Origin of the sequence: Amedibacillus dolichus DSM 3991 (genome assembly GCF_000154285.1) — a bacterium.
Lineage (GTDB): Bacteria > Bacillota_I > Bacilli_A > Erysipelotrichales > Erysipelotrichaceae > Amedibacillus > Amedibacillus dolichus.
In genome coordinates this window covers 1-22,852 of sequence record NZ_DS483473.1, presented here as the reverse complement: position 1 = coordinate 22,852, position 22,852 = coordinate 1, and the positions used below count along the sequence as shown (strand labels likewise).

Sequence of the window (22,852 nt, the reverse complement as noted above, 5' to 3'; positions counted from 1 at the left end):
GGCACATGGCAGAGAATGTATTTGAAGCGGTCAAGCAGTCGGTTAGCACCAGAGAAGCGGCAGAGTTTTACGGGATAAAAGTCAGTCGAACTGGCATGGCCTGCTGTCCCTTTCACGATGATAAGAATCCCAGCATGAAGGTAGACCAGCGGTTCCACTGCTTTGGCTGTGGCGCAGATGGGGATGTGATCGACTTTACCGCAAAGCTCTTTGACCTCTCCCCAAAAGAAGCGGCGGAGAAACTGGCACAGGACTTTGGCCTGATCTATGACAGTCAGGCCCCGCCCCGCAGGAGATATGTCCGGCAAAAAACCGAGGCACAGAAGTTTCGGGAGGATCGACAGCGCTGTTACCGTGTACTGTCCGATTACTACTATCTGTTGAAAAAATGGGAAGCCGACCGTTCTCCCAGGACACCGGAGGAAGAACCGCACCCCCGCTTTGTGGAAGCAATCCAGAAGAAAACCTATGTAGAGTACCTGCTGGACCTTTTTCTTTATGAAAGTGAAGAAGAACAAAAGGCATGGATTGCAGAACACACAGCAGAAATCACACACTTGGAAAGGAGATTGAAAATCATGGCTGAGAATAAACCCACCAACCGAGAACGGCTAAGGGAAATCACAGATGGCATCGAGCAGGGTATCAAAGAATTGTTTGAAAGCGAAAAGTATATGCGTTATCTGTCCGTCATGTCCCGCTTCCACCGCTATTCGGTAAACAACACCATGCTCATCTATATGCAGAAGCCGGACGCCACATTGGTAGCCGGATACAATAAGTGGAGAGACCAGTTTGAGCGTCATGTAAAAAAGGGCGAGCATGGCATTACCATCATCGCTCCCACACCGTATAAGAAGAAAATCGAGGAGCAGAAGCTGGACCCAGATACCAAGGCTCCGATTCTGGATAAAGACGGAAAGATCGTCACAGAGGAAAAAGAAATCGAGATTCCCATGTTTCGCCCTGTCAAGGTCTTTGATGTGAGTCAGACCGACGGGAAACCTTTGCCGGAGCTTGCTTCCTCCCTTTCCGGCAATGTGCCAAATTATGAGGCATTCATGGAGGCCCTGCGCCGCAGCGCACCGGTGCCGATTACTTTTGAAGCAATGGCCGCCGATACGGACGGCTATTTTTCTGCCGATCATCAGAAAATTGCCATTCGTCAGGGCATGAGCGAGGTGCAGACGGTTTCGGCCACGGTTCACGAGATTGCTCACAGCAAGCTCCACAATCAGAAAAAGATCCAGATTGCCAATGACGAGCAATATCAGGAGATCGAGCTGTTTGATAAACTTGGTCTGTTCTCCAACGGACGGATTGCTCGCGATAATCTGCCAGAGGGCGTTTATTGCTATGACCTGCGCGGTTCTGACTACGATCCTGGAGATCCGGTCTGTGTGGAAGAACGAGTGGTTGTAAACCATGCAGGCTCCGTTCTGCTGACAGAGCCGTTGGAACTGACGGAAGATGGACGCTTGATGCTGACCGAGGAAAAAGGGCTGAATTTTACCGGTGGCTTTTCTACCCTCTCCCAGTTTTTGCAGAAACAGAGGAAAGATCGTCACACGGAAGAAGTGGAGGCTGAAAGCATCTCCTATGCGGTCTGCAAGTATTTTGGCATCGAGACTGGAGAAAACAGCTTTGGCTATATTGCCAGTTGGAGTCAAGGCAAGGAGCTGAAAGAATTGAGAGCCAGTTTGGAGACCATCAACAAAACCTCCGGCACTTTGATCTCCGACATTGAGCGCCACTATAAGGAAATCTGCAAAGAGCGCGGAATCGACCCTCATGCAAAGGCAGAGCCGGAAACCGCCCCGATAGAGCAGCCAACCAGCAATCTGACTTACTATGTAGCAGAGTGCATGGAATTTCCAAACCTCGGAGAATACCACGATAACTTGTCTTTGGAGGAAGCAATCCGCATTTATCAGGAGATTCCGGCAGAACGAATGAACGGGATCAAGGGCATTGGTTTTGAGCTGAAAGACGGAAGCGACTATGAAGGACCTTTTCCGATTTTGACCGGCCAGACCATTGACCTGGACACCATCCAGGCAATCGACTATTACCGTGATAATCCTCTGGTGCAAAAAGCGGTAAAGGAACTGGCTGCGGCAATGCCGGAAATGGAAGTGCTGGGGGCGGACGCCAATCAGCAGGAGGCTTTGTTTCTGATCGACAATGCCACCTATCTTCATATCCAGTCCTGTGACAGCGGCTGGGACTATACCCTTTACGATGCCGCATCCATGAAAGAGCTGGATGGTGGTCAGCTGGATATGCCGGAGATTTCCCGCATGAAGGCAGTTCTCCAGATTTGTGATGACAACGATTTGGGCAGAGACTCGGTAAAATACGCACCGTTGTCCATGATTGAGACCTTGCAGGACGCTGCCTATCAGCAGATGCAGGCAGAGGTCAGTCAGATGGCTGCTTCTTCCCAGCTGCCGGAAGCACAGGAGCAGGCACTGGATGAATACCCCATGCCGGATGAGCAGGTCTCCACACCAGATATGCAGGAATACGGCTACTCCTATGATGGGATGTTCCCTGTTACCAGAGAACGGGCGCTGGAACTGGATGCCGCCGGTTTGACCGTTTATGTGCTGCATGAGGACAATACGGAGAGCATGGTGTTTGACCCGCAGGAAATCATGGATCATGGCGGTCTTTTTGGCGTGGACCGTGAGGAATGGGAGAAAAGCCCTCAGTTCCACGAAAAGGTCATGGAGCGTCAGGAACATCAGCAGGAACGCGAACAGGCATTTCTATCCCAGAACAGAGATTGCTTTGCTATCTATCAGGTGAGCCGTGACGATCCGCAGAATGTGCGCTTTATGAATCTGGATTGGTTAAAGTCCCATGACATTTCCATAGACCGCAGCAATTATGACCTCATTTACACAGCTCCGCTGAGGGAGTCTGGCACGGTACCGGAGCAGCTGGAAAAACTATATGAGCAGTTTAATCTGCAAAAGCCGGCGGATTTTCACAGTCCTTCTATGAGTGTCAGTGACATCGTTGCGATCAAGCAGGACGGTAAGGTATCCTGTCATTACTGTGACAGTGTTGGTTTTACCCAGATCCCCGGATTCCTGCCGGAAAATCCGTTGAAAAATGCGGAGATGGCCGTGGAGGACGATTACGGCATGATCGACGGTATCATCAACAATGGCGCAAAAGAGCCTACGGTGGCAGAGCTGGAACAGCAGGCCCGCAACGGTCAGCCCATTTCCCTCATGGATTTGGCTACCGCTGCCCATCGGGAGGAACGGGAAAAGAAAAAGTCCGTCATGGAGCAGCTGAAAAGCCAGCCCAAGGCAGAACACAAAAAGATAGCGCCAAAAAAGAGTGCGGAAAGGGAGATTTGATATGGGAAACTTTACTTTTGAGGAAATGAACCTGATGTGCATTTACAATACCGGCAGCCGCACCGGACTGATCGACAGCCTGCGTGAGATGCGCGGCGAGCTGGCCCCGGAGGAAACCGAGCTGCGGGAGTTGACAGACAGCGCACTGGGCAATCTCCAGGCCATGAGTGATGCCGAGTTTGCCGAGCTGGAGTTGTATCCGGATTTTGACCAGTAAACACCATAATCGCAGGGATGGGGTGGCAATATGCCACCCCACCTCTTTACCCCAAAACCGAAAGGAGGACAGGACACTATGCCAACCAAAGCTGAACTATATGCACAGATGGCGGAGAAGGTGACAACGCAGCTCACGGGGAGTTGGCAGGAATGGGCAGGGTTTCTCACTACTGCTTCCCGCCTTTACAAGTACCCGTTCCATGAGCAGCTGATGATCTATGCCCAGCGACCGGACGCCATCGCCTGTGCGGAGTACGATTTGTGGAATGAAAAGATGGGCCGGTATGTAAGGCGCGGTTCCAAAGGGATTGCTCTGGTGGACGATTCCGGGGACAGACCTCGCCTGCGTTATGTCTTTGACATTTCCGACACCGGAACCCGTGAACATTCCCGCACTCCCTGGCTGTGGCAGCTGGAGAAGCGCCATCTGGATTCCGTGCAGGCCATGCTTGAGCGCACCTATGATGTTTCCGGTGATGACCTTGCCGGACAGCTCACGGAGGTAGCCGGAAAACTGGCTGAGGAATACTGGACGGAGCATCAGCAGGACTTCTTCTATATCGTTGACGGTTCCTTTTTGGAGGAATATGATGAGTTTAACATCGGAGTACAGTTCAAGGCAGCAGCCACCGTCAGTATCACTTACGCTTTGATGTCCCGCTGTGGACTGGAACCAGAACGCTACTTCGACCACGAAGATTTCATGGCGATCTTTGATTTCAATACCCCGGCAACTATCGGGGCGCTGGGAACAGCGGTCAGTCAGATTAACCAGCAGGTGCTGCGGCAGATCGGCGTTACCGTCCGAAATGCAGAGCGCGAAGCCAACCAAGAAAGGAGCAAGCAAGATGAACAATCCCATGACCTACATCCAGAACGGAGACTATCAGATTCCCGACCTGAAGCTGAGCCAGCAGCGGTCGAAACCCCTGGGCAAGTACGGCAGGATGAGGAAAACCTACCTGAAGGAACATCGTCCCATCCTCTACAACCAGATGCTGCTGAGCGAGAAGTTGTACCAGCACCTTCTGGAGATCGACGAGACCGCCCAGAGCAGACTGGAGCAGATGATGCCCCAGCTGGCGAAAGAAGCGGGAGCCACCGAGGAACTGAAAGCCAGCGATCCCATGAAGTGGGTGGGGCTGATGAACACCTGCAAAGCCCAGGCAGAGGAGATCCTGATGGCGGAGCTTATCAACAGCTGACCCTAAACCTGTTCCTCTCCGAAGCGGAGCAGATCCAATCCATAGATGAAGCAGAGAATGTAGCGCATACATCCTCTGCTTTTTCTTTTGCCCAAAATGATATTGACCATGTGCTGCGTTTGGGAGGCAATACAGATCGTCAGAGAGAGCGTGTGGTTGCAGCCTTTGAAAAGCAGAAAACCACCGCTGAGATTGCCGAGATACTGAAAACGCTGTATCACGGCGGTAACGGCCTTGGCAGTGTGAGTGCATGGTATGCCGAGGATGGTATCCATCTTTCCCACGGGAAGTCTGTCCGTTATGACAGGTCTGCCCAGGTCATTTCCTGGGAGAGTGCCGCAGAGCGTATCGGGGAGCTTTTGAAAAGTGGTCAGTTTGCCTCCAATGTGGAGCTTGCAGAAGCGGCAGGCTATGAACGCTCCCTTCTCTCGGAAAAGCTCTGGCATCTGTATCACGATCTCAGCGAGGACGCCAGAAAAGCCGGATATTTGTCCTGCCTGTCAGAGATCAAAGGCAATGGTTTCCCAGAGGAGACCCGCCGCCTGACGGAGCAGCTGAGTGACCCGGCTTTCCGCCAGACACTCAAGGAAGAATACGCCGCCTTCTGGACTGCCTATCAGCAGGATCGTGACCTGTTGCGTTTTCACTATCACAGACCAAGGGAGATCTGGGAGAACCTGAAGGACCTTAACCTGCCACGCAGGACCTTTTCTTCAGACCTTTCCCAAGTGCCAACCGTTCAGCACTTCATTACCGAGGATGAGATCGACGCCGCTATGACCGGCGGCAGCAGTTTCGCCGGAGGAAAAGGCCGTATCTATGCGTTCTTCATGGCAAACCATACGGATAAGGAGAAAGTGAGATTCCTCAAAGACGAGTATGGCATTGGCGGACGCTCTCATGCCCTGTCCGGCGCAACACACAGCGGCGAAGATCACGATGGGAAAGGACTGCACTATAAAAAGCAGGACTGCCCGGATGTTCACTTGAACTGGGAAAAGGTTGCCAAGCGCATTACCTCACTTGTCCAGAAAGACCGCTATCTTACCGAACAGGAACAGGCACAGTATGACAAGATCCAGTCTGAACAGGAACTGGCCGAAGAAGATGCCATTCAAGCCCAGCAGCCGGAGATGGATGAAGAAACACCAAAGCCTACCCTTGGGGAGCAGTTTGAGCAGTATAAGCCTGTGGTGACTGCCGCTATTTCCGAGGATGCCGCATACCGCAATGCCTGCGGGCATTCTGACCGTGAAAATGCTGTCATCGAAGGTAATGCCGCTGTGCGCCGTGCAGTCCTTGGTTCTAAGGATATGGAGCTGATCCGACTCTATTCGGATGTGCCGGAGTTCCGTCAGCGTTTACACCGGGAAGTGATCGACGAGACCTATCCAAAGCTCCATGAGCTTCTGCGCCCTCTTTCTCAGGAAGATATTGATACTGCCCTTTGTGCATGGAACGGCAATATCGAGAGTAAACACGCTGTTGTCCGCTATATGAAAGACCATGCAAGAGAAAAAGATACCGCCGCATGGCTGGCTCAGGAATACGGCGGCAGTAACAGCAACAGCCTGTTCGTTGTCCGTGCCGGCAGCCCGGAGGAAACGCAGCTGCCCTGGCCGAAGGTACAGCGCAGGCTTGCCCAGCTCATTCAGGAGGACCGGTTCTATACCGAAGAAGAACAGGACCGTTTTGACGACATCGACCCAATCGCCATCCGGGAAGCTCTGGAGGAAAGAGGGATTGTCAACGGCCAGGTGGCAGACCCGGAAAAACTGGACAATGATCCGTTTATCCAACAGGTGATGTCGGATGTAGAGCAGATCGCAGCTGCTGAGACAGAGCAGACTTCCGAAGTTGCTATTTCCGATGAGGAATATGATGCAGTTCGCCGCCCAACTCCGCAAAGAACATCCTATGACCCTGCTGCCCTGGTCTATGCCGTGGGCGATACCGTGTATATCGAGGATGACGCCTATCAGATCACCGAGCTGCGTGAGGACACCGTACAGCTTCTGCCCACCGGGATGGTATATCCCATCTACCGGGCAGAGCGCAAAGAACAGTTCGAGCAGCTGCTTCGGGCAGACCGCCGCAATGCTTACTATACCGAGTTTCTTCCTACTGACCCGGACAAGGCAGATCAGGACTTGCGGGATGTATTGGCTCATGGACTGATGGATGAAGCGGATAAAAAGAAGATTTCCACGCTGCTGCAATCCGGCAGGAGCAACAGCGAGATTGCCTACTGGCTGAGCAGAGCCTATTCCGGTGAGATCGAGACACTGAATCTGGAGACCGGCGATATTGCCGATTACCGTACCACGGCACAGGGCATAGAACTGGAAGTCATGGATGCAGAGGAAAAGCGTCTGGCTATGCTGTATTTCCGCTGGGATGAGGTTGCGCCTTTGCTGCGCGGGATGTATGCCCGTCAGCAGGACGGTTTTGGACAGGAACAGCCCCAACCGGCTACCGAATCCCCAACCTTCCATTCCGAGACCATGGCCGTCTATCCGGGCGATAAGAACAATCTGCCTTATGATGTGGTGGTGGAACGACTGCATATCGAGGAGCCGGAGCCACCAGCCCCTGTGACTGAGCCGGAGAAAACCTTTGAGGAAGTGCTGGACGAACACCCGGTTTCCATTCAGGTCAATGGCCAGTGGCAGACCTTCCCCAATGCCAAAGCTGCCGAGAAAGCCTCCTATGAGGAATACAAGGCTAACCTGCGCCGCAATGCAAAAAACTTTCGCATTACCGATGAGCATTTGGGCGAAGGCGGTCCGAAAGCCAAGTTCCAGGCAAATGTCAATGCGATTCGTTTGCTGAAAGAGCTGGAAGCTGCCGGACAGCAGGCGAGCCCCGAACAGCAGGAGGTTCTTTCTCGATACGTGGGCTGGGGCGGTCTCTCTGATGCGTTTGACCCGGAGAAACCGGCATGGGCTTTAGAGTATGCCCAGCTAAAAGAACTGCTGACCCCGGAGGAATATGCCGCCGCCAGAAGCTCTACCCTCAACGCCCATTACACCAGCCCTACGGTCATTCAGGCCATCTATGAAGCGGTGGACCGTATGGGATTTGAGACCGGAAATATTCTGGAGCCGTCTATGGGTGTGGGCAATTTCTTTGGTATGCTGCCGGAGAAAATGCGAAACAGCCGTCTGTACGGCGTGGAGCTGGACCCTGTTTCCGGGCACATCGCAAAGCAGCTCTATCCCAAGGCGGACATCACAGTAGGCGGCTTTGAGACCACCGACAGGCGTGACTTCTTTGACCTTGCCATCGGCAATGTGCCGTTCGGTCAGTATCAGGTCAACGACAAAGCCTACAACAAGTTGAATTTCAGTATTCATAACTATTTTTTTGCCAAAGCACTGGACCAGGTGCGTCCCGGCGGTGTGGTAGCTTTTGTGACCTCTCGATATACCATGGACGCCAAGGATTCCACCGTGCGCCGATATCTTGCCCAGCGTGCTGAGCTGCTGGGAGCTATCCGTCTGCCGAATGACGCGTTCAAAAAGAATGCCGGTGCCGAGGTGGTATCGGACATCATCTTCTTCCAAAAGCGGGACCACCCGTTGGACATCGTGCCGGAATGGACCCAGACCGGACAGACGGAGGACGGGTTTACCATCAACCGGTATTTTATCGACCATCCGGAAATGGTGCTGGGCAGACAGGAGCCGGTAAGCACTGCACATGGTATGGACTACACCGTGAACCCCATCGAGGGACTGAAGCTTTCCGACCAGCTGCATGATGCTGTGAAGTACATTCATGGCACTTATCAGGAGGCAGAGCTGCCGGAGCTGGGCGAAGGCGAAGCCATTGACACCTTCATTCCTGCCGATCCTAATGTGAAGAACTATTCCTATGCCATTGTAGACGGGCAGGTGTACTACCGGGAAAACAGCCGCATGGTGCGCCCGGATCTCAACACCACCGCAGAAGCCCGCGTAAAAGGTCTTGTGGGACTGCGTGATTGTGTGCAGGAACTGATCGACCTTCAGATGGATGCAGCGGTTCCGGACAGCACCATTACCCAAAAGCAGGCGGAACTGAACAGCCTGTATGACAGCTTTTCTGAAAAATATGGCCTTATCAATGACCGTGCAAACCGACTGGCCTATGCAGATGATTCTTCCTATTACCTGCTCTGTGCGCTGGAAGTCATCGACGAGGACGGAAAGCTGGAACGCAAGGCAGATATGTTCACCAAACGGACCATCAAGCCCCATCAGGCGGTGGCTGTGGTGGATACGGCAAGTGAAGCACTGGCGGTGTCCATCTCGGAAAAAGCCTGCGTGGATATGGACTATATGAGCCAGCTTACCGGAAAAACAAAAGAAGAACTGGCCGGAGAGCTGCAAGGCGTCATCTTCCGTATACCGGGACAGTTGGAGCAGGACGGAACGCCCCATTATGTGACTGCTGATGAATACCTCTCTGGCAATGTACGCCGCAAACTGCGTCAGGCGCAGCGGGCGGCACAGCAGGACCCGGTTTATGCAGTCAATGTGGAAGCTCTTACCGCCGCCCAGCCCAAAGACCTGGATGCGTCGGAGATTGAGGTGCGTCTGGGCGCTACCTGGATCGACAAAGAGTACATCCAGCAGTTTATGTACGAGACCTTCAACACCCCGTTTTATCTCCAGCGCAGTATCGAGGTCAACTATTCGTCCTTTACCGCTGAATGGCAGATCAAGGGGAAATCTTCTGTATCCTACAACGATGTGGCAGCTTATACCACCTATGGGACCAGTCGTGCCAATGCCTACAAGATTTTAGAGGACAGCCTGAACCTGCGGGATGTCCGCATCTATGACACCATAGAGGACGCAGACGGAAAAGAGCGCCGCGTGCTGAACGCCAAGGAGACCACCCTGGCGGCTCAAAAACAGCAGGCGATCCGGGAAGCCTTTAGGGACTGGATCTGGAGAGACCCGGAGCGCCGCCAGACTTTGGTGCGTCAGTACAACGAAGAAATGAACTCTACCCGTCCCCGCGAATATGATGGAAGCCATATCACTTTTGGGGGCATGAACCCGGCCATTACCCTGCGGGAACACCAGAAAAGCGCCATTGCCCATGTGCTGTATGGAGGAAATACCCTGTTGGCACATGAAGTAGGCGCAGGCAAAACTTTTGAGATGGTGGCCGCTGCGATGGAAGCCAAACGCCTGGGACTGTGCCAGAAATCTCTCTTTGTGGTTCCCAACCACCTGACTGAGCAGTGGGCATCGGAGTTTCTGCGCCTCTATCCTTCTGCCAACATCTTAGTCACAACCAAAAAGGACTTTGAGACCCATAACCGCAAGAAGTTCTGCGCCCGTATTGCGACCGGTGACTACGACGCCATCATCATGGGACACAGCCAGTTTGAGCGTATCCCCATCAGCCGGGAGCGTCAGGAACGGCTTCTCTATGAGCAGATCGACGAGATCACCGAGGGTATCGCAGAGGTGCAGGCCAGCGGCGGCGAGCGTTTTACCGTCAAGCAGCTGGAGCGTACCAGAAAGTCTCTGGAAGCCAGACTGGAAAAGCTGCAAGCCGAGGGGCGAAAAGATGATGTGGTAACTTTTGAGCAGCTGGGTGTGGACCGGCTGTTTGTGGACGAGGCCCACAACTACAAGAACCTGTTTTTATACACAAAAATGCGGAATGTGGCTGGTCTTTCCACATCGGACGCGCAGAAATCCTCCGATATGTTTGCCAAGTGCCGCTATATGGATGAGATCACCGGAAACCGTGGCGTGATCTTTGCCACCGGTACACCGGTCAGCAACTCCATGACCGAGCTTTACACCATGCAGCGTTATCTTCAATATGAACGCCTGCAAGAACTGAACATGACCCACTTCGACTGCTGGGCTTCCCGATTTGGGGAGACCGTCACAGCATTGGAGCTGGCACCGGAAGGCACCGGATACCGGGCAAGAACGAGATTCAGCAAGTTCTTTAATCTGCCGGAGCTGATGAACCTGTTCAAAGAAGTGGCGGACATTAAGACTGCCGACCAGTTAAATCTCCCTACCCCGGAAGTGGAGTACCACAACATCGTGGCGCAGCCCACCGAACATCAGCAGGAAATGGTCAAGACCCTTTCGGAGCGCGCATCGCTGGTACACAGCGGAACTGTTGACCCGTCCCAGGATAACATGCTCAAGATTACCTCGGATGGCCGTAAGTTGGGGCTTGACCAGAGGATCGTCAACCAGATGCTGCCGGACGAACCTGGCACAAAGGTCAATCAGTGTGTGGACAACATCATGCAGATCTGGCGGGACGGCAAAGCTGACAAGCTGACCCAGCTGGTGTTCTGCGACATTTCTACACCACAGGCCAAAGCTCCTGCAAGCAAGGCGGCGAAAACGCTGGATAATCCACTGCTTCACGCATTGGAAGGCGCTGTGCCTCTGCCGGAACAGGAACCGACCTTTACGGTATATGACGATATTCGTCAGAAACTCATTGCTCAGGGGATGCCTGCCGACCAGATCGCTTTTATCCATGAAGCCAATACCGAAGTGCGGAAAAAGGAGCTGTTCTCTAAAGTCCGTACCGGTCAGGTTCGTGTCCTTTTGGGCAGCACCGCCAAGATGGGCGCAGGCACCAATGTGCAGGACCGTCTGGTGGCACTTCATGATCTGGATTGTCCGTGGAGACCCGGAGATGTAGGACGGATTTTGCGGACATTCAAAATAAAAAAGAATGTGGAGGTAACAGACAATGGCAAAATCATTATTTGAGGAACTGGGCGGCAAATACGAAAGGCAAGGGGATTATTTGATACCGTGCTTAACTGTACCCGCCGAAGAAGAACAGGCAATAGGCATCTGGGGGCAACGGCATTTAGATTATCTAAAACAGTACCGTAAAGTTACATACACCAATCTTCTTACAAGCGGCAGGCTAAACGCCTACCTTGCCGACATCAACAGACAGGCACAGGAACGCTTTGAAAGGCTCATAGAGGGTATGAAACAGGCACAGGGCATAACGGAACAGCTAAAGGCAGAAAACGCCTTAGAATGGACAGGATGCCTCAATAACATAAGGGCTTGTGCGAGGGAGATTGTGGAAAAGGAAATTATTTTTGCATAAACAGATGATTAGTGGCAGGGGGAAATCCTGCCGCTTTTTCTGCTTTAGTTTGTCAGCTTGACAAATAAAGGGTTAAGGAATATAATTAGATTCAGTATTATACAAGGAGTTAATAAATATGCGGCAAGGTATTCTTAAATAAACTGTCAATTTGATAGTGGGAACAAAAAGTAGCAGTCCCGTTTCACTTTTAATATGGGGCTTAGTTTTTTGTACCCAGTTTAAGAATACTTTTATCATGTAATTTTATATGCCCGAAAACATATAAGTGTTTTGGGGCTATTGGAGTTATTTACCCAGTGATAGGAGTATTTATCACTGGGTATTTTTATGCCCTTTTTTGGGTGTTGATAGGAGGAAAATCACATGAAAATAATTAACTTAGGCATTCTGGCTCACGTTGACGCAGGAAAGACAACATTAACGGAAAGTTTATTGTATACCAGTGGTGCAATTGCAGAACTAGGGAGCGTAGATGAAGGCACAACAAGGACAGATACAATGAATTTGGAGCGTCAAAGGGGAATCACTATCCAGACAGCAGTGACATCTTTTCAGTGGGAGGATGTAAAAGTCAACATTATAGATACGCCAGGCCATATGGATTTTTTGGCGGAAGTATACCGTTCTTTATCCGTATTAGACGGAGCAGTATTATTAGTTTCTGCAAAGGATGGCATACAGGCACAGACCCGTATACTGTTTCATGCACTACAGATAATGAAGATTCCGACAATTTTTTTCATCAATAAAATTGACCAAGAGGGGATTGATTTGCCAATGGTATATCGGGAAATGAAAGCAAAGCTTTCTTCGGAAATTATAGTGAAGCAAAAGGTTGGGCAGCATCCCCATATAAATGTAACGGACAATGACGATATGGAACAGTGGGATGCGGTAATTATGGGAAACGATGAACTATTAGAGAAATATATGTCAGGGAAACCGTTTAAAATGTCAGAACTGGAACAGGAAGAAAACAGGAGATTCCAAAACGGAACGTTATTTCCCGTTTATCACGGAAGCGCTAAAAACAATCTGGGGATTCGGCAGCTTATAGAAGTAATTGCCAGTAAATTTTATTCATCAACGCCTGAAGGTCAATCTGAACTATGCGGGCAGGTTTTTAAGATTGAATATTCAGAGAAAAGGCGGCGTTTTGTTTATGTGCGTATATATAGCGGAACATTGCATTTGAGGGATGTTATTAGAATATCTGAAAAAGAGAAAATAAAAATCACAGAGATGTGTGTTCCGACAAACGGTGAATTATATTCATCCGATACAGCCTGCTCTGGTGATATTGTAATTTTACCAAATGATGTTTTGCAGCTAAACAGTATTTTGGGGAACGAAATACTGTTGCCGCAGAGAAAATTTATTGAAAATCCTCTCCCTATGCTCCAAACAACGATTGCAGTAAAGAAATCTGAACAGCGGGAAATATTGCTTGGGGCACTTACAGAAATTTCAGATGGCGACCCTCTTTTAAAATATTATGTGGATACTACAACGCATGAGATTATACTTTCTTTTTTGGGGAATGTGCAGATGGAAGTCATTTGTGCCATCCTTGAGGAAAAATATCATGTGGAGGCAGAAATAAAAGAGCCTACTGTTATATATATGGAAAGACCGCTTAGAAAAGCAGAATATACCATCCACATAGAAGTCCCGCCAAATCCTTTCTGGGCTTCTGTCGGGTTGTCCATAGAGCCGCTCCCTATTGGAAGCGGAGTGCAGTATGAAAGCAGAGTTTCACTTGGATATTTAAATCAATCGTTCCAAAATGCGGTTATGGAGGGGGTTCTTTATGGCTGCGAGCAGGGGCTGTATGGATGGAAAGTGACAGACTGTAAAATCTGTTTTGAATATGGATTGTATTATAGTCCTGTAAGTACCCCCGCAGACTTTCGGCTGCTTTCCCCTATCGTATTGGAGCAGGCTTTAAAAAAAGCAGGGACAGAACTATTAGAGCCATATCTCCACTTTGAAATTTATGCACCGCAGGAATATCTCTCACGGGCGTATCATGATGCTCCAAGGTATTGTGCAGATATTGTAAGTACTCAGATAAAGAATGACGAGGTCATTCTGAAAGGAGAAATCCCTGCTAGATGTATTCAAGAATACAGGAACGATTTAACTTATTTCACAAATGGGCAGGGAGTCTGCTTGACAGAGTTAAAAGGATACCAGCCAGCTATTGGTAAATTTATTTGCCAACCCCGCCGCCCGAATAGCCGTATAGATAAGGTTCGGCATATGTTCCACAAGTTAGCTTAACAGCTTGCAAAAGTCATATAAAATGAGATTTGAAAGGATTAGAGACTAATTATGATGAAATGCGAATGGATATTGTGTCCTGTTTGTGGGAGCAAAACCCGTAATAAAATTAGGAAGGACACTGTTTTGGAGAATTATCCCCTTTATTGTCCAAAATGCAGACAAGAAAGATTGATTAAAGTTGACAACTTGAAGATAACTGTCATCAAAGAGCCAGACGCTTAAGACGCAGAGCCGATGAAATTGTGGAACAATTCACGAATCATCGGCTCTTTTTGTTTCGTATTTGAAAGAACAAACTCACCAAATAAAAAAACGATATTCGGGTGGGTTATTTTGTTATACCCTAAATTACCCTCTGAATTTGTTTTTAAATTTGGAGGGATTTTTTTATGTCCTTTTTTCGGGCAGTTATCTATCTGCTCATACGAAGCAAAATTTATCAATACATAGCATATCAGAGAACGGCAGGAAACCAGTTAAAAAAATTTCTGCCAGTGCAACGGTACTTCTCACCTTGAAAGTAGAAGTACAATCTCCATACAATAGAATTACTATTTCCTATAACCGTAAAGGTCACAGAGCCTTTGCGGTTTTTCTTTTGTCGATTTTTGTTGGAAAGTGCCGTAGGGCTGTTTCTGATATGCGGTGTCGTTCTCCGCCTCTCCATCTGGATTTTTTACATTTCAAAAATTCAGATGGGAGGTATTTATGGTGAAATATGCACCAAGAAAGGTATATATCAGAGAAAGTGGCGGCTATGTGGAATTATCCTACACGGAGTTCTGCCGTTGCAGGGAATCCGACCAGACCTATATGGACAAGCTGTTTATCCCCATTCAAGGCTGTCTGCTTGAAGTCGTGAGGGAGCAATACACAGACTTCTACCGTGACAAGGAACGGTGGCGTTATCTGCAAAAATTAGATACAAAGAATAGACTGCTATCTCTCGACGGATTTACGGACAGCGAGGGGAATCCTCTGGACTTTATCACTGATGAAGCGGTGGACATTGCAGAAACCGTTGTCAATGCGGTCATGGTGGACAGGCTGAAAGCCGCCCTGCCTTTGCTGTCGGATAGTGAACAGGAGCTGATACAGGCAATCTTTTTTGACGGACTTTCCGAGCGTGAAGTCGGGGCGAGGTTGGGCATAACCCAGAGCGTTGTAAACAAACGCAAAGCCAGAATCCTAATAAAACTAAGAAAGATAATAGAAAATTAAAATTTAAGGCGTTCAGCCCCCTTGTTTTTTCCTTTGGGAAGATGAGGGGGCTTTTCTCTGCCCTCTCAATCAATTCTGATTGGAGGAAGTAAGAATGGCATACAACCACGGACGGGAGGACAGGAAATGGCGTATCTGGAAAGAAGCGGAGGAAAAGCTGCTGCGTGAGTGCGGCGTTGATGAAGCGACCATTGAGCAGATACGCATGGCGGACAGGGCAGACTTCAATTCCAACAGGCGGTTTTACCGATGGACGAATGACGTTGCGGAATATCTTGAGGACATGGCAGGCAGGGAGCGGCAGGCGGAAGTGGGTACGGTTGCGGAGTTACTGGAAGAGATTGAGAGCGAAAATCTCTATCAAGTATTAGTCACGGTGGACGGGCGTACCTTGAAAATCGTCCTGCTGAAAATGCAGGGGTATTCCACAAAGGAGATTGCCCCGCTTGTGCATTTGACGACTGGTGCCATCTATGCGAGGTTAGACCATCTGCGGAAGAAGCTGCGGAAAATTTTATAGCTTCTAAAACAGCCTGCCATCCTGCGGGCTACTGGGTGAGGGATGGAAATCCCCTCACTCATTTTTTGCAGGAGGACAACAGGATGGCATACAGGGTTAAGGCATACACGCTTCGGGAGGAATCCACGGAAAGCGGCACAAGGTATTTTATCAGCTTTAAGGACGGGCAGGGCAAATCCCACGAGTTGGAAGTGTCGGAACAGTTCTTTATGGAGTTTCGGCAGATGGAGCGCAGGAACAGGAATCTTTTCTAATGGGACGAGCGGCACAGGGAGTTTAACGAGGTATGGGACGAAACCCTTTACAGACGGGCGTTGCGTGTGCCTAAGAGCCTTGATGAACGCATGGTTGAGGAAGAACGGAATGAAACGCTCTATAAGGCGGTTGGGAGCCTTCCAGAGATACAAAGGCGGCGTTTCCTGCTCTACTACGAGTATGAGTTCAATTTTTACCAAATCGCCGCTATGGAGCATTGCACCGCTTCGGCAATACAGAAATCTGTTGCGATTGCAAAGGAGAAAGTAAAGGCGGAAATTGAAGAAATATCTCCAACCGTGACCGACACCGCCCGAAAAAGAAATCTGTTTTTTATTTGTGTGGGATTGGCGGCATTACATACTCTCACTTTTTTCCGTGGGAGTAAATCTATTTTTAAGGAGGTCAACGCCTATGTGCAACGAAAACAAAGACACCGCCCGAAAGGAGGAAAGCCATGCAGAAGTTACAGACAGTCAACGCCGAAACGCTCCTTTATGAACCGCTTGAGAAACCATCCTTTGTGGTGGACAGCCTTATCCCGACAGGCTTATCGCTGTTCTGCGGCTCACAGAAGATAGGCAAAAGCTGGCTCATGCTGAAGCTATGCTTATGCGTGTCGCAGGGAATCCCTTTATGGGATATGCCGACAATGGAGGGCGATGTGCTTTACCTCTGCCTTGAGGACACGTTCTGCCGCATACAGGACAGGTTATTTCGTTTGACGGACGAAGCAAGCGGGCGGCTCCACTTTGCCGTGGCAAGCTGCAAGCTGTCAGACGGTCTTATCGTGCAGCTTGAAGATTATCTGAAAGATTACCCAGACAGCAGGCTCATTGTCATTGATACCTTGCAGAAAGTCCGTACAGCTTCAAAAGACAATGCCTATGCAAGCGACTATGGGGACATCTCCCTCATCAAAGACTTTGCCGACAGGCACTCTCTGGCGGTCATTGTCGTACACCACATCCGAAAGCAGAATGACAGCGACGTGTTCAACAAGGTGTCTGGGACGACAGGATTAACGGGGAGTGCGGACGCTACCTTTGTTCTGGAAAAGGAGAAACGTGCGTCTGACACCGCCAAGCTGTATGTGACGGGCAGGGACACGCCTTATCAGGAATACACGCTGCGTTTCCGTGATTGCCGTTGGGAGCTTGTGGAGCGGAAAACGCAGGAGCAGCTTGCGAAAGAAACGATACCAGATGTCCTTTTTCGGTTGGTGGATTTTATGAGGGATAAGGAAGAATGGATAGGCACGGCAACGGAACTGTTAGCCGCTATGGGGGAAACGGAAACCATACCCACGGTGATTACGAAATGGCTGAATGAATACCGCACCACATTTTTAAGCGAGAACCGTATCTGCTACCAGTACAGCCGCAGGAAAGACGGCAGGCGGATTGCCCTTGCAAGGAGGGCGGGTGACAGCGGTGATGGTGGTGACAGCGATATTAGGATACCCCCCTGTTACTGTCATTGACGCTTAAAGCCATGTAAAGCTGGCGGCTCTGCCCTGCGGGTGACAGCAGTGACGGTGGTGACAGTGATTTTAGGATACCCTGCCGCTGTCATCCCTACGGGAGAACACCCCGTAAACGCAAAATGCAGGCGTGAGATTTACTCGCCCTTTTCGGTCGTGTAAAACCACCCCTGCGGTCAGAAAAATCATTCCGATTTTTCCGACTGCGTTTACAGGGTGTAACACACTACACTTTGCCCTGCAAAGTCGTGTGCCAGACGTTCCCTCTGGACTCCCTTAAGGCAGGGCTGTGCCCTGCTATCCTACGCCTTACGGCTTCGGATAAAAGAATGGCGGCATGACGGTGACGGCTCTTGCGAGGGGGGTATCCCAAAAACACCGTCATCATCGACATGACCGTCATGCAGGGGGTGAGGGTGACAGTTGCGGCAGTCGGCAGGGGGTATCCCAAAACTGCTGTCACCACCGTCACCGCTGTCACCCCAAAGGACGGTCACCCGCCGAAAGAAAGGAGGAATCCGCCTATGCCTTATGCAATCCTGCGTTTCCAGAAACGAAAAGCGGGCGGCGTTGCGGCTTGTGAACGCCACAACGAGCGGAAGAAAGAAGCCTACAAAAGCAACCCAGATATAGATATGGAACGCTCTAAAAACAATTACCATCTCATAGCACCACCAAAGTACACCTACAAGAAAGAGATTAACCGCATGGTAGCCGAAGCGGGGTGCAGGACAAGGAAAGACAGCGTGATGATGGTGGAAACGCTCATCACAGCTTCACCAGAATTTATGAACCAGTTACCGCCCGAAGAACAAAAAGCGTATTTCCAGACGGCTCTTGACTTCATTTCGGAGCGTGTTGGAAAGCAGAATATCCTCTCCGCTGTCGTCCATATGGACGAGAGAACGCCCCATATGCACCTCTGCTTTGTGCCGATTACGCCAGACAATAAGCTGTCAGCGAAAGCTATCTTAGGCAACCAGAAATCATTATCCGAGTGGCAGACCGCCTACCATGAGCGGATGTCCTCACGGTGGAATCAGCTTGAACGGGGGCAGTCCTCAATGGAAACCAAGCGGAAACACGTCCCCACATGGCTCTATAAATTAGGCGGCAGGCTTGATAAACAGTATGAAGAAATCGTGTCTGCCCTATCCGACATCAACGCCTTTAACGCAGGGAAGAAAAGGGATAAAGCGTTAGATTTACTCTCTGCATGGCTGCCAGACGTGGAGAAATTCTCTAAGGAAATCGGGAAACAGCAGGCGTATATCGACAGTTTGAAAGAGAGAATTGGGCAGGAATCAGACTATGCGGGGCGTATGCGTGATGAAAAGTACGAGCAGGAACTAAAGGTGCAGAAAGCGAATCAGAAGATATTTGAATTGCAGAGAACCAACGAGCAGATGGGGCGGCTGCTGTCAAAAATACCGCCCGAAGTGTTGGAAGAATTGCAGAAAAATCATAGAAGCAGAGCGAAAGAAAGGTAGATATGTGAATGAAGAAACAGGATTTTAAGGTGTTAAAGACCAAAGACTTGTACCCGTTCCCCGACAATCCGTTTCATGTGGCAGAAGATGAAACACTGTCAGAGTTAGCGGAAAGCATCAAGGAATTTGGCATTGTCACGCCGATAATCACACGCCCGAAAGAGGACGGGGACGGTTATGAAGTGATTGCAGGACAGCGGCGTGTCCGTGCTTCTGAACTTGCAGGGATAAATACCGTGCCTGCGTTTGTCCTGCCCTTAGACCGTGACCGAGCCATCATCACCCTTGTAGACAGCAATTTGCAGCGTGAGAATATCCTGCCATCGGAGCGGGCGTTTGCTTACAAGATGAAATCCGAAGCCATGAAGCGGCAGGGTTTCCGCACAGACTTAACCTCGTCACAAGTTGTGACGAAGTTGCGGACGGACGACAAGGTGGCACAGGGCTTCGGCGTGGGCAGGATGACCGTGCAGCGTTTTATCCGCCTGACGGAACTGATACCGCCGATTTTGCAGATGGTGGACGAGGGGAAAATCGCCCTCACGCCTGCGGTGGAACTGTCCTTCTTGAAGAAAGACGAGCAGGAAAACCTCTTTGCCACGATGGAGAGCGAAGAAGCAACGCCCTCACTCTCACAGGCACAGCGGATGAAACAGTTAAGCCAGAGCGGGCGGCTTGACATGGATACGATATTTGCGATTATGACGGAGGAAAAGGGCAACCAGAAAGAAACCTTGAAAATCAACACAAGCAAGCTGAAAAAATACTTTCCGAAGAACACAACGCCGAAGCAGATGGAGGAAACCATCATCAAACTTTTGGAGCGTGAGTTGCAGAGGAAACGCAACCGTGACAGCCGCTAATCTTCTTTTTTCGGGAAGTAAATACAGAGAGTTGAGGTATGGAGAATGAGAGAAATCCAGTATGAAATCGTAAAGGAAATCGCAGTATTGTCTACGGGCGACAGTGGCTACACAAAGGAAATCAATCTCATTTCATGGAATGGGAAAGAGCCGAAGTATGACATCCGCAGCTTTTCCCCGAACCGTGAAAAGTGCGGCAAGGGAATCACGCTGAACGCTGATGAAGCGGCGGCACTCCTTAAAGCATTACAGAAAGAATTAAACAGCGAGGATTAATGGTATCTGATTGGCAGGGCGGGGACATTTCCAAACTCTTCCCTGCCCTGTCTGGAAAGGAAGATTTAAGTATGGGCGAGGATAAGAAAGCAGATAAAAAGAGAAAGCGTATCGTGCCAAAAGCACCAGTGCAGATGATAATCAGCCGTGAATATGTCGGCACACAGACCGTTACAGAAGCGTTTGTCCCGATTATCTCCGAGGATATTCGGAAGAAGATTGCCGAGGGCGACACCTTCGACAATGAGGGGCTGTCCGCTTAGAATGTACGCAATGGGACATGAAAACAGATAGGACAGATACGGAGGTTTTACAGTATGGCAGGAATCAAAGAAGAAAAGAAAATCTATTTAGTCGGCATTTATTGCCGCTTATCTAAAGACGATGGTACGGATAACGAGAGTGCGAGCATTGCGACACAGAAATCCATCCTCACGGATTATGTGAAAAAGCAGGGATGGCACATAGCAAAAACGTATGTGGACGATGGTTATTCTGGTACAAATTTCCAAAGACCAAGTTTCCAGAATATGATAAAAGACATTGAAAGCGGTCTGATAAACTGCGTGATTACGAAAGATTTATCCCGTCTGGGGAGAAACTATCTTGATTGTGGGTTATATCTGGAAGTTTTCTTCCCAGAGCATAACGTGAGGTATATAGCGGTCAATGACGGCGTAGATACCTTGAATAAATCTGCTATGGACATCACGCCTTTCCGCAACATTTTAAACGAAATGTATGCCGCTGACATATCTGTTAAGATAAAATCGGCATATCGGGCGAGGTTTCAACAGGGGAAATTCATGGGAACTACCGCCCCTTATGGCTATATCAAAGACCCTGCCGACCACAACCATCTGCTGATAGATGATAAAGTGGCACATGTTGTAAAAGAGATATTCGACCTTGCATTAAAAGGGAATGGAGTTGCCAAAATTTGCAGACATCTTAATAAACAGCATATCCTACGCCCTGCCGCTTATGCGGCGGAGCGTGGCGAAACAGGCTTTGAACGTCATTTTGAGGGGAACGAGGACAAACGCTATATTTGGAGTGGGAACAGCGTGAGGAGCATTTTAAGAAGCCCGATATATGCGGGAAATCTTGTAGGCTACAAACGGATTGCCGCCAATATGAAAAGCAAGAAACGCCCCTCTAAGCTGCCCGAAGAATGGGAAGTGATACCCAATACCCATGAGGGAATAGTCACGCAGGAGGAATTTGATATTGTCCAACAGCTTATTACAAGTCGTAGGCTTCCACAGAACAAGGGAGGATTTGTAAATATTTTTGCAGGCGTTATCAAGTGTGTGGACTGCGGATGTGCTCTGCGGGCAATGAACGTACACAGGAGGAAACGCCCAGAGATTATCGACTGTGTACAGTATTCATGTAATAATTATGCAAGAAACGGAAGAAGCGAGTGTAGTGCCCACAATATAGAAGCAAGGGATTTATTCAATGCCGTTCTTGCCGACATCAACTGTTTTGCGGATATGGCAGTGAATGATGAAAAGGCGGTCAGGGCCATAGAAAAGCGGCTCACGGAAACAGACCAGAGCAGGGCGAAAGCATTAGAGAAAGAACGTAAGAAGCTGAACAAACGCCTTGCGGAACTGGACAGGCTGTTTTCCTCTCTCTACGAGGATAAGGTCATGGAGCGTATTACCGAGCGGAATTTTGAGATGATGTCGGGGAAATACCAGAAAGAGCAGCTTGAAATTGAAGCAAGGCTGAAAGAGGTGACGGAAACTCTTAATGAAAGCTACGAGAAATCACGGGGAATCCGTGACTTCCTCGCCCTTATCCGAAATTATCAAGGCTTAAAAGAACTGGATGCAACAGTTATAAACGCACTCATAGACAAGATACTTGTTTCGGAGCGTGAGAAGATGGCAGACGGAACAGTGAAGCAGGAAATCAAGATTTACTATAAATTCATCGGCTTTGTCGATGAATTACATATCATACCTACAAAACGGTGGGCAGCAATGCCCGCTAAAAATTGTACGGTGTGCGGCGTTGAATATGTCCCGGGCTCTGGTGCATCAAGGTATTGTCCTGCTTGTGCCAAGAAGATACGGAGGGAGAAATCAAACGAGAGCAAACGCAGGAGCAGAGAACAGAAAAGGATAGCATGTATGAACTGTCCGCAAAAAATGACCGACTGACCTTGCCCAGAGAAAGGGGCGTATCGAGCGTCAGGGCAACCAGAACCCCCTTGTTCATGTGTACCGCTATGTGACCGAGGGAACCTTTGACGCATACCTCTGGCAGACAGTGGAGAACAAGCAGAAATTCATCAGCCAGATCATGACTTCTAAATCGCCGGTGCGCTCCTGCGATGATGTGGATGAAACCGCCCTCAGTTTTGCAGAGATTAAGGCTTTGTGTGCCGGAGACCCCCGTATCAAAGAGCGTATGGATTTGGATGTGGAGGTATCCCGCCTGAAGCTGATGAAAGCCGACCACCAGAGCAAGCAATATCGTCTGGAGGACCAGCTGCTCAAATACTTCCCGGAGGAGATTGAAAAGCACAAAGGCTTT

General features: G+C 49.6%; 17 protein-coding genes and 1 pseudogene. 17 read left to right on the top strand and 1 reads right to left on the bottom strand.

The annotated features are described in order from the left end of the window. The first annotated feature begins 5 nt into the window (after window positions 1–5). Together EUBDOL_RS02085 and EUBDOL_RS02080 are read left to right on the top strand one after the other, a co-directional pair. The gene (locus EUBDOL_RS02085) at window positions 6–3,374 is read left to right on the top strand and encodes an LPD28 domain-containing protein (protein WP_004798046.1); all 3,369 of its coding nucleotides are present in this window, start codon (window positions 6–8) and stop codon (window positions 3,372–3,374) included. A 1-nt stretch (window position 3,375) separates the two neighbouring features. Next, window positions 3,376–3,591, top strand: coding sequence for a transposon-transfer assisting family protein (locus EUBDOL_RS02080; RefSeq protein ID WP_004798044.1), 216 nt, complete (start codon window positions 3,376–3,378; stop codon window positions 3,589–3,591). 96 nt (window positions 3,592–3,687) lie between these two features. Here the strand turns inward: EUBDOL_RS02080 and EUBDOL_RS11695 are convergent, their stop codons facing one another. After that, window positions 3,688–4,455 (bottom strand): hypothetical protein, encoded by a 768-nt coding sequence (locus EUBDOL_RS11695; protein WP_235713679.1) that lies wholly within the window; start codon window positions 4,453–4,455, stop codon window positions 3,688–3,690. Between EUBDOL_RS11695 and EUBDOL_RS11690 the strand changes: the two genes are divergently transcribed. The 15 genes and pseudogenes from EUBDOL_RS11690 to EUBDOL_RS11340 form a co-directional block, all read left to right on the top strand. Further along, the gene (locus EUBDOL_RS11690; RefSeq protein WP_425321173.1) at window positions 4,403–4,798 is read left to right on the top strand and encodes a TnpV protein; all 396 of its coding nucleotides are present in this window, start codon (window positions 4,403–4,405) and stop codon (window positions 4,796–4,798) included. The two genes, EUBDOL_RS11695 and EUBDOL_RS11690, sit on opposite strands and share 53 nt — an antisense overlap. Before the next feature lie 776 nt (window positions 4,799–5,574). Then, window positions 5,575–11,550: an SNF2-related protein gene (locus EUBDOL_RS02075; RefSeq protein ID WP_425321175.1), complete on the top strand. Its 5,976-nt coding sequence runs from the start codon at window positions 5,575–5,577 to the stop codon at window positions 11,548–11,550. Beyond that, window positions 11,531–11,905, top strand: a complete 375-nt coding sequence (locus EUBDOL_RS02070) for a TnpV protein (protein WP_001129922.1) — start codon at window positions 11,531–11,533, stop codon at window positions 11,903–11,905. Before EUBDOL_RS02075 ends, EUBDOL_RS02070 begins: the two co-directional genes overlap by 20 nt. Window positions 11,906–12,271: 366 nt before the next feature. Next, a complete protein-coding gene (gene tet(O), locus EUBDOL_RS02065; protein ID WP_000691758.1) occupies window positions 12,272–14,191 on the top strand; it encodes a tetracycline resistance ribosomal protection protein Tet(O) in 1,920 nt (639 codons plus the stop codon). 51 nt (window positions 14,192–14,242) lie between these two features. Continuing rightward, complete coding sequence (locus EUBDOL_RS11135; RefSeq protein ID WP_002779755.1) at window positions 14,243–14,416, top strand: cysteine-rich KTR domain-containing protein; 174 nt, start codon at window positions 14,243–14,245, stop codon at window positions 14,414–14,416. A 486-nt stretch (window positions 14,417–14,902) separates the two neighbouring features. Then, complete coding sequence (locus EUBDOL_RS02060) at window positions 14,903–15,415, top strand: sigma-70 family RNA polymerase sigma factor (protein ID WP_000241709.1); 513 nt, start codon at window positions 14,903–14,905, stop codon at window positions 15,413–15,415. Window positions 15,416–15,509: 94 nt separating this feature from the next. After that, window positions 15,510–15,935: an RNA polymerase sigma factor gene (locus EUBDOL_RS02055; RefSeq protein WP_000323895.1), complete on the top strand. Its 426-nt coding sequence runs from the start codon at window positions 15,510–15,512 to the stop codon at window positions 15,933–15,935. A gap of 83 nt (window positions 15,936–16,018) precedes the next feature. Further along, window positions 16,019–16,189, top strand: coding sequence for a hypothetical protein (locus tag EUBDOL_RS11975; protein ID WP_000331638.1), 171 nt, complete (start codon window positions 16,019–16,021; stop codon window positions 16,187–16,189). A 458-nt stretch (window positions 16,190–16,647) separates the two neighbouring features. Further along, window positions 16,648–17,673, top strand: coding sequence for an AAA family ATPase (locus tag EUBDOL_RS02045; protein WP_001170964.1), 1,026 nt, complete (start codon window positions 16,648–16,650; stop codon window positions 17,671–17,673). Window positions 17,674–18,197: 524 nt separating this feature from the next. Beyond that, window positions 18,198–19,163 (top strand): MobV family relaxase, encoded by a 966-nt coding sequence (mobV, locus tag EUBDOL_RS02040; protein WP_001820668.1) that lies wholly within the window; start codon window positions 18,198–18,200, stop codon window positions 19,161–19,163. Between the two features lie 8 nt (window positions 19,164–19,171). Then, the gene (locus tag EUBDOL_RS02035) at window positions 19,172–20,026 is read left to right on the top strand and encodes a ParB/RepB/Spo0J family partition protein (RefSeq protein ID WP_000743700.1); all 855 of its coding nucleotides are present in this window, start codon (window positions 19,172–19,174) and stop codon (window positions 20,024–20,026) included. Between the two features lie 45 nt (window positions 20,027–20,071). Beyond that, window positions 20,072–20,302: a YdbC family protein gene (locus EUBDOL_RS02030; RefSeq protein ID WP_001206986.1), complete on the top strand. Its 231-nt coding sequence runs from the start codon at window positions 20,072–20,074 to the stop codon at window positions 20,300–20,302. After that, window positions 20,302–20,565, top strand: coding sequence for a hypothetical protein (locus EUBDOL_RS02025; RefSeq protein ID WP_000253176.1), 264 nt, complete (start codon window positions 20,302–20,304; stop codon window positions 20,563–20,565). Before EUBDOL_RS02030 ends, EUBDOL_RS02025 begins: the two co-directional genes overlap by 1 nt. A 54-nt stretch (window positions 20,566–20,619) precedes the next feature. Further along, window positions 20,620–22,476 carry a recombinase family protein gene (locus EUBDOL_RS02020; protein ID WP_001820670.1) on the top strand — a complete coding sequence of 619 codons (1,857 nt, stop codon included), beginning with the start codon at window positions 20,620–20,622 and terminating at the stop codon, window positions 22,474–22,476. Further along, window positions 22,469–22,852 (top strand): annotated as a pseudogene (locus EUBDOL_RS11340) (hypothetical protein); the annotation flags it as partial. The gene EUBDOL_RS02020 and the pseudogene EUBDOL_RS11340, both read left to right, overlap by 8 nt.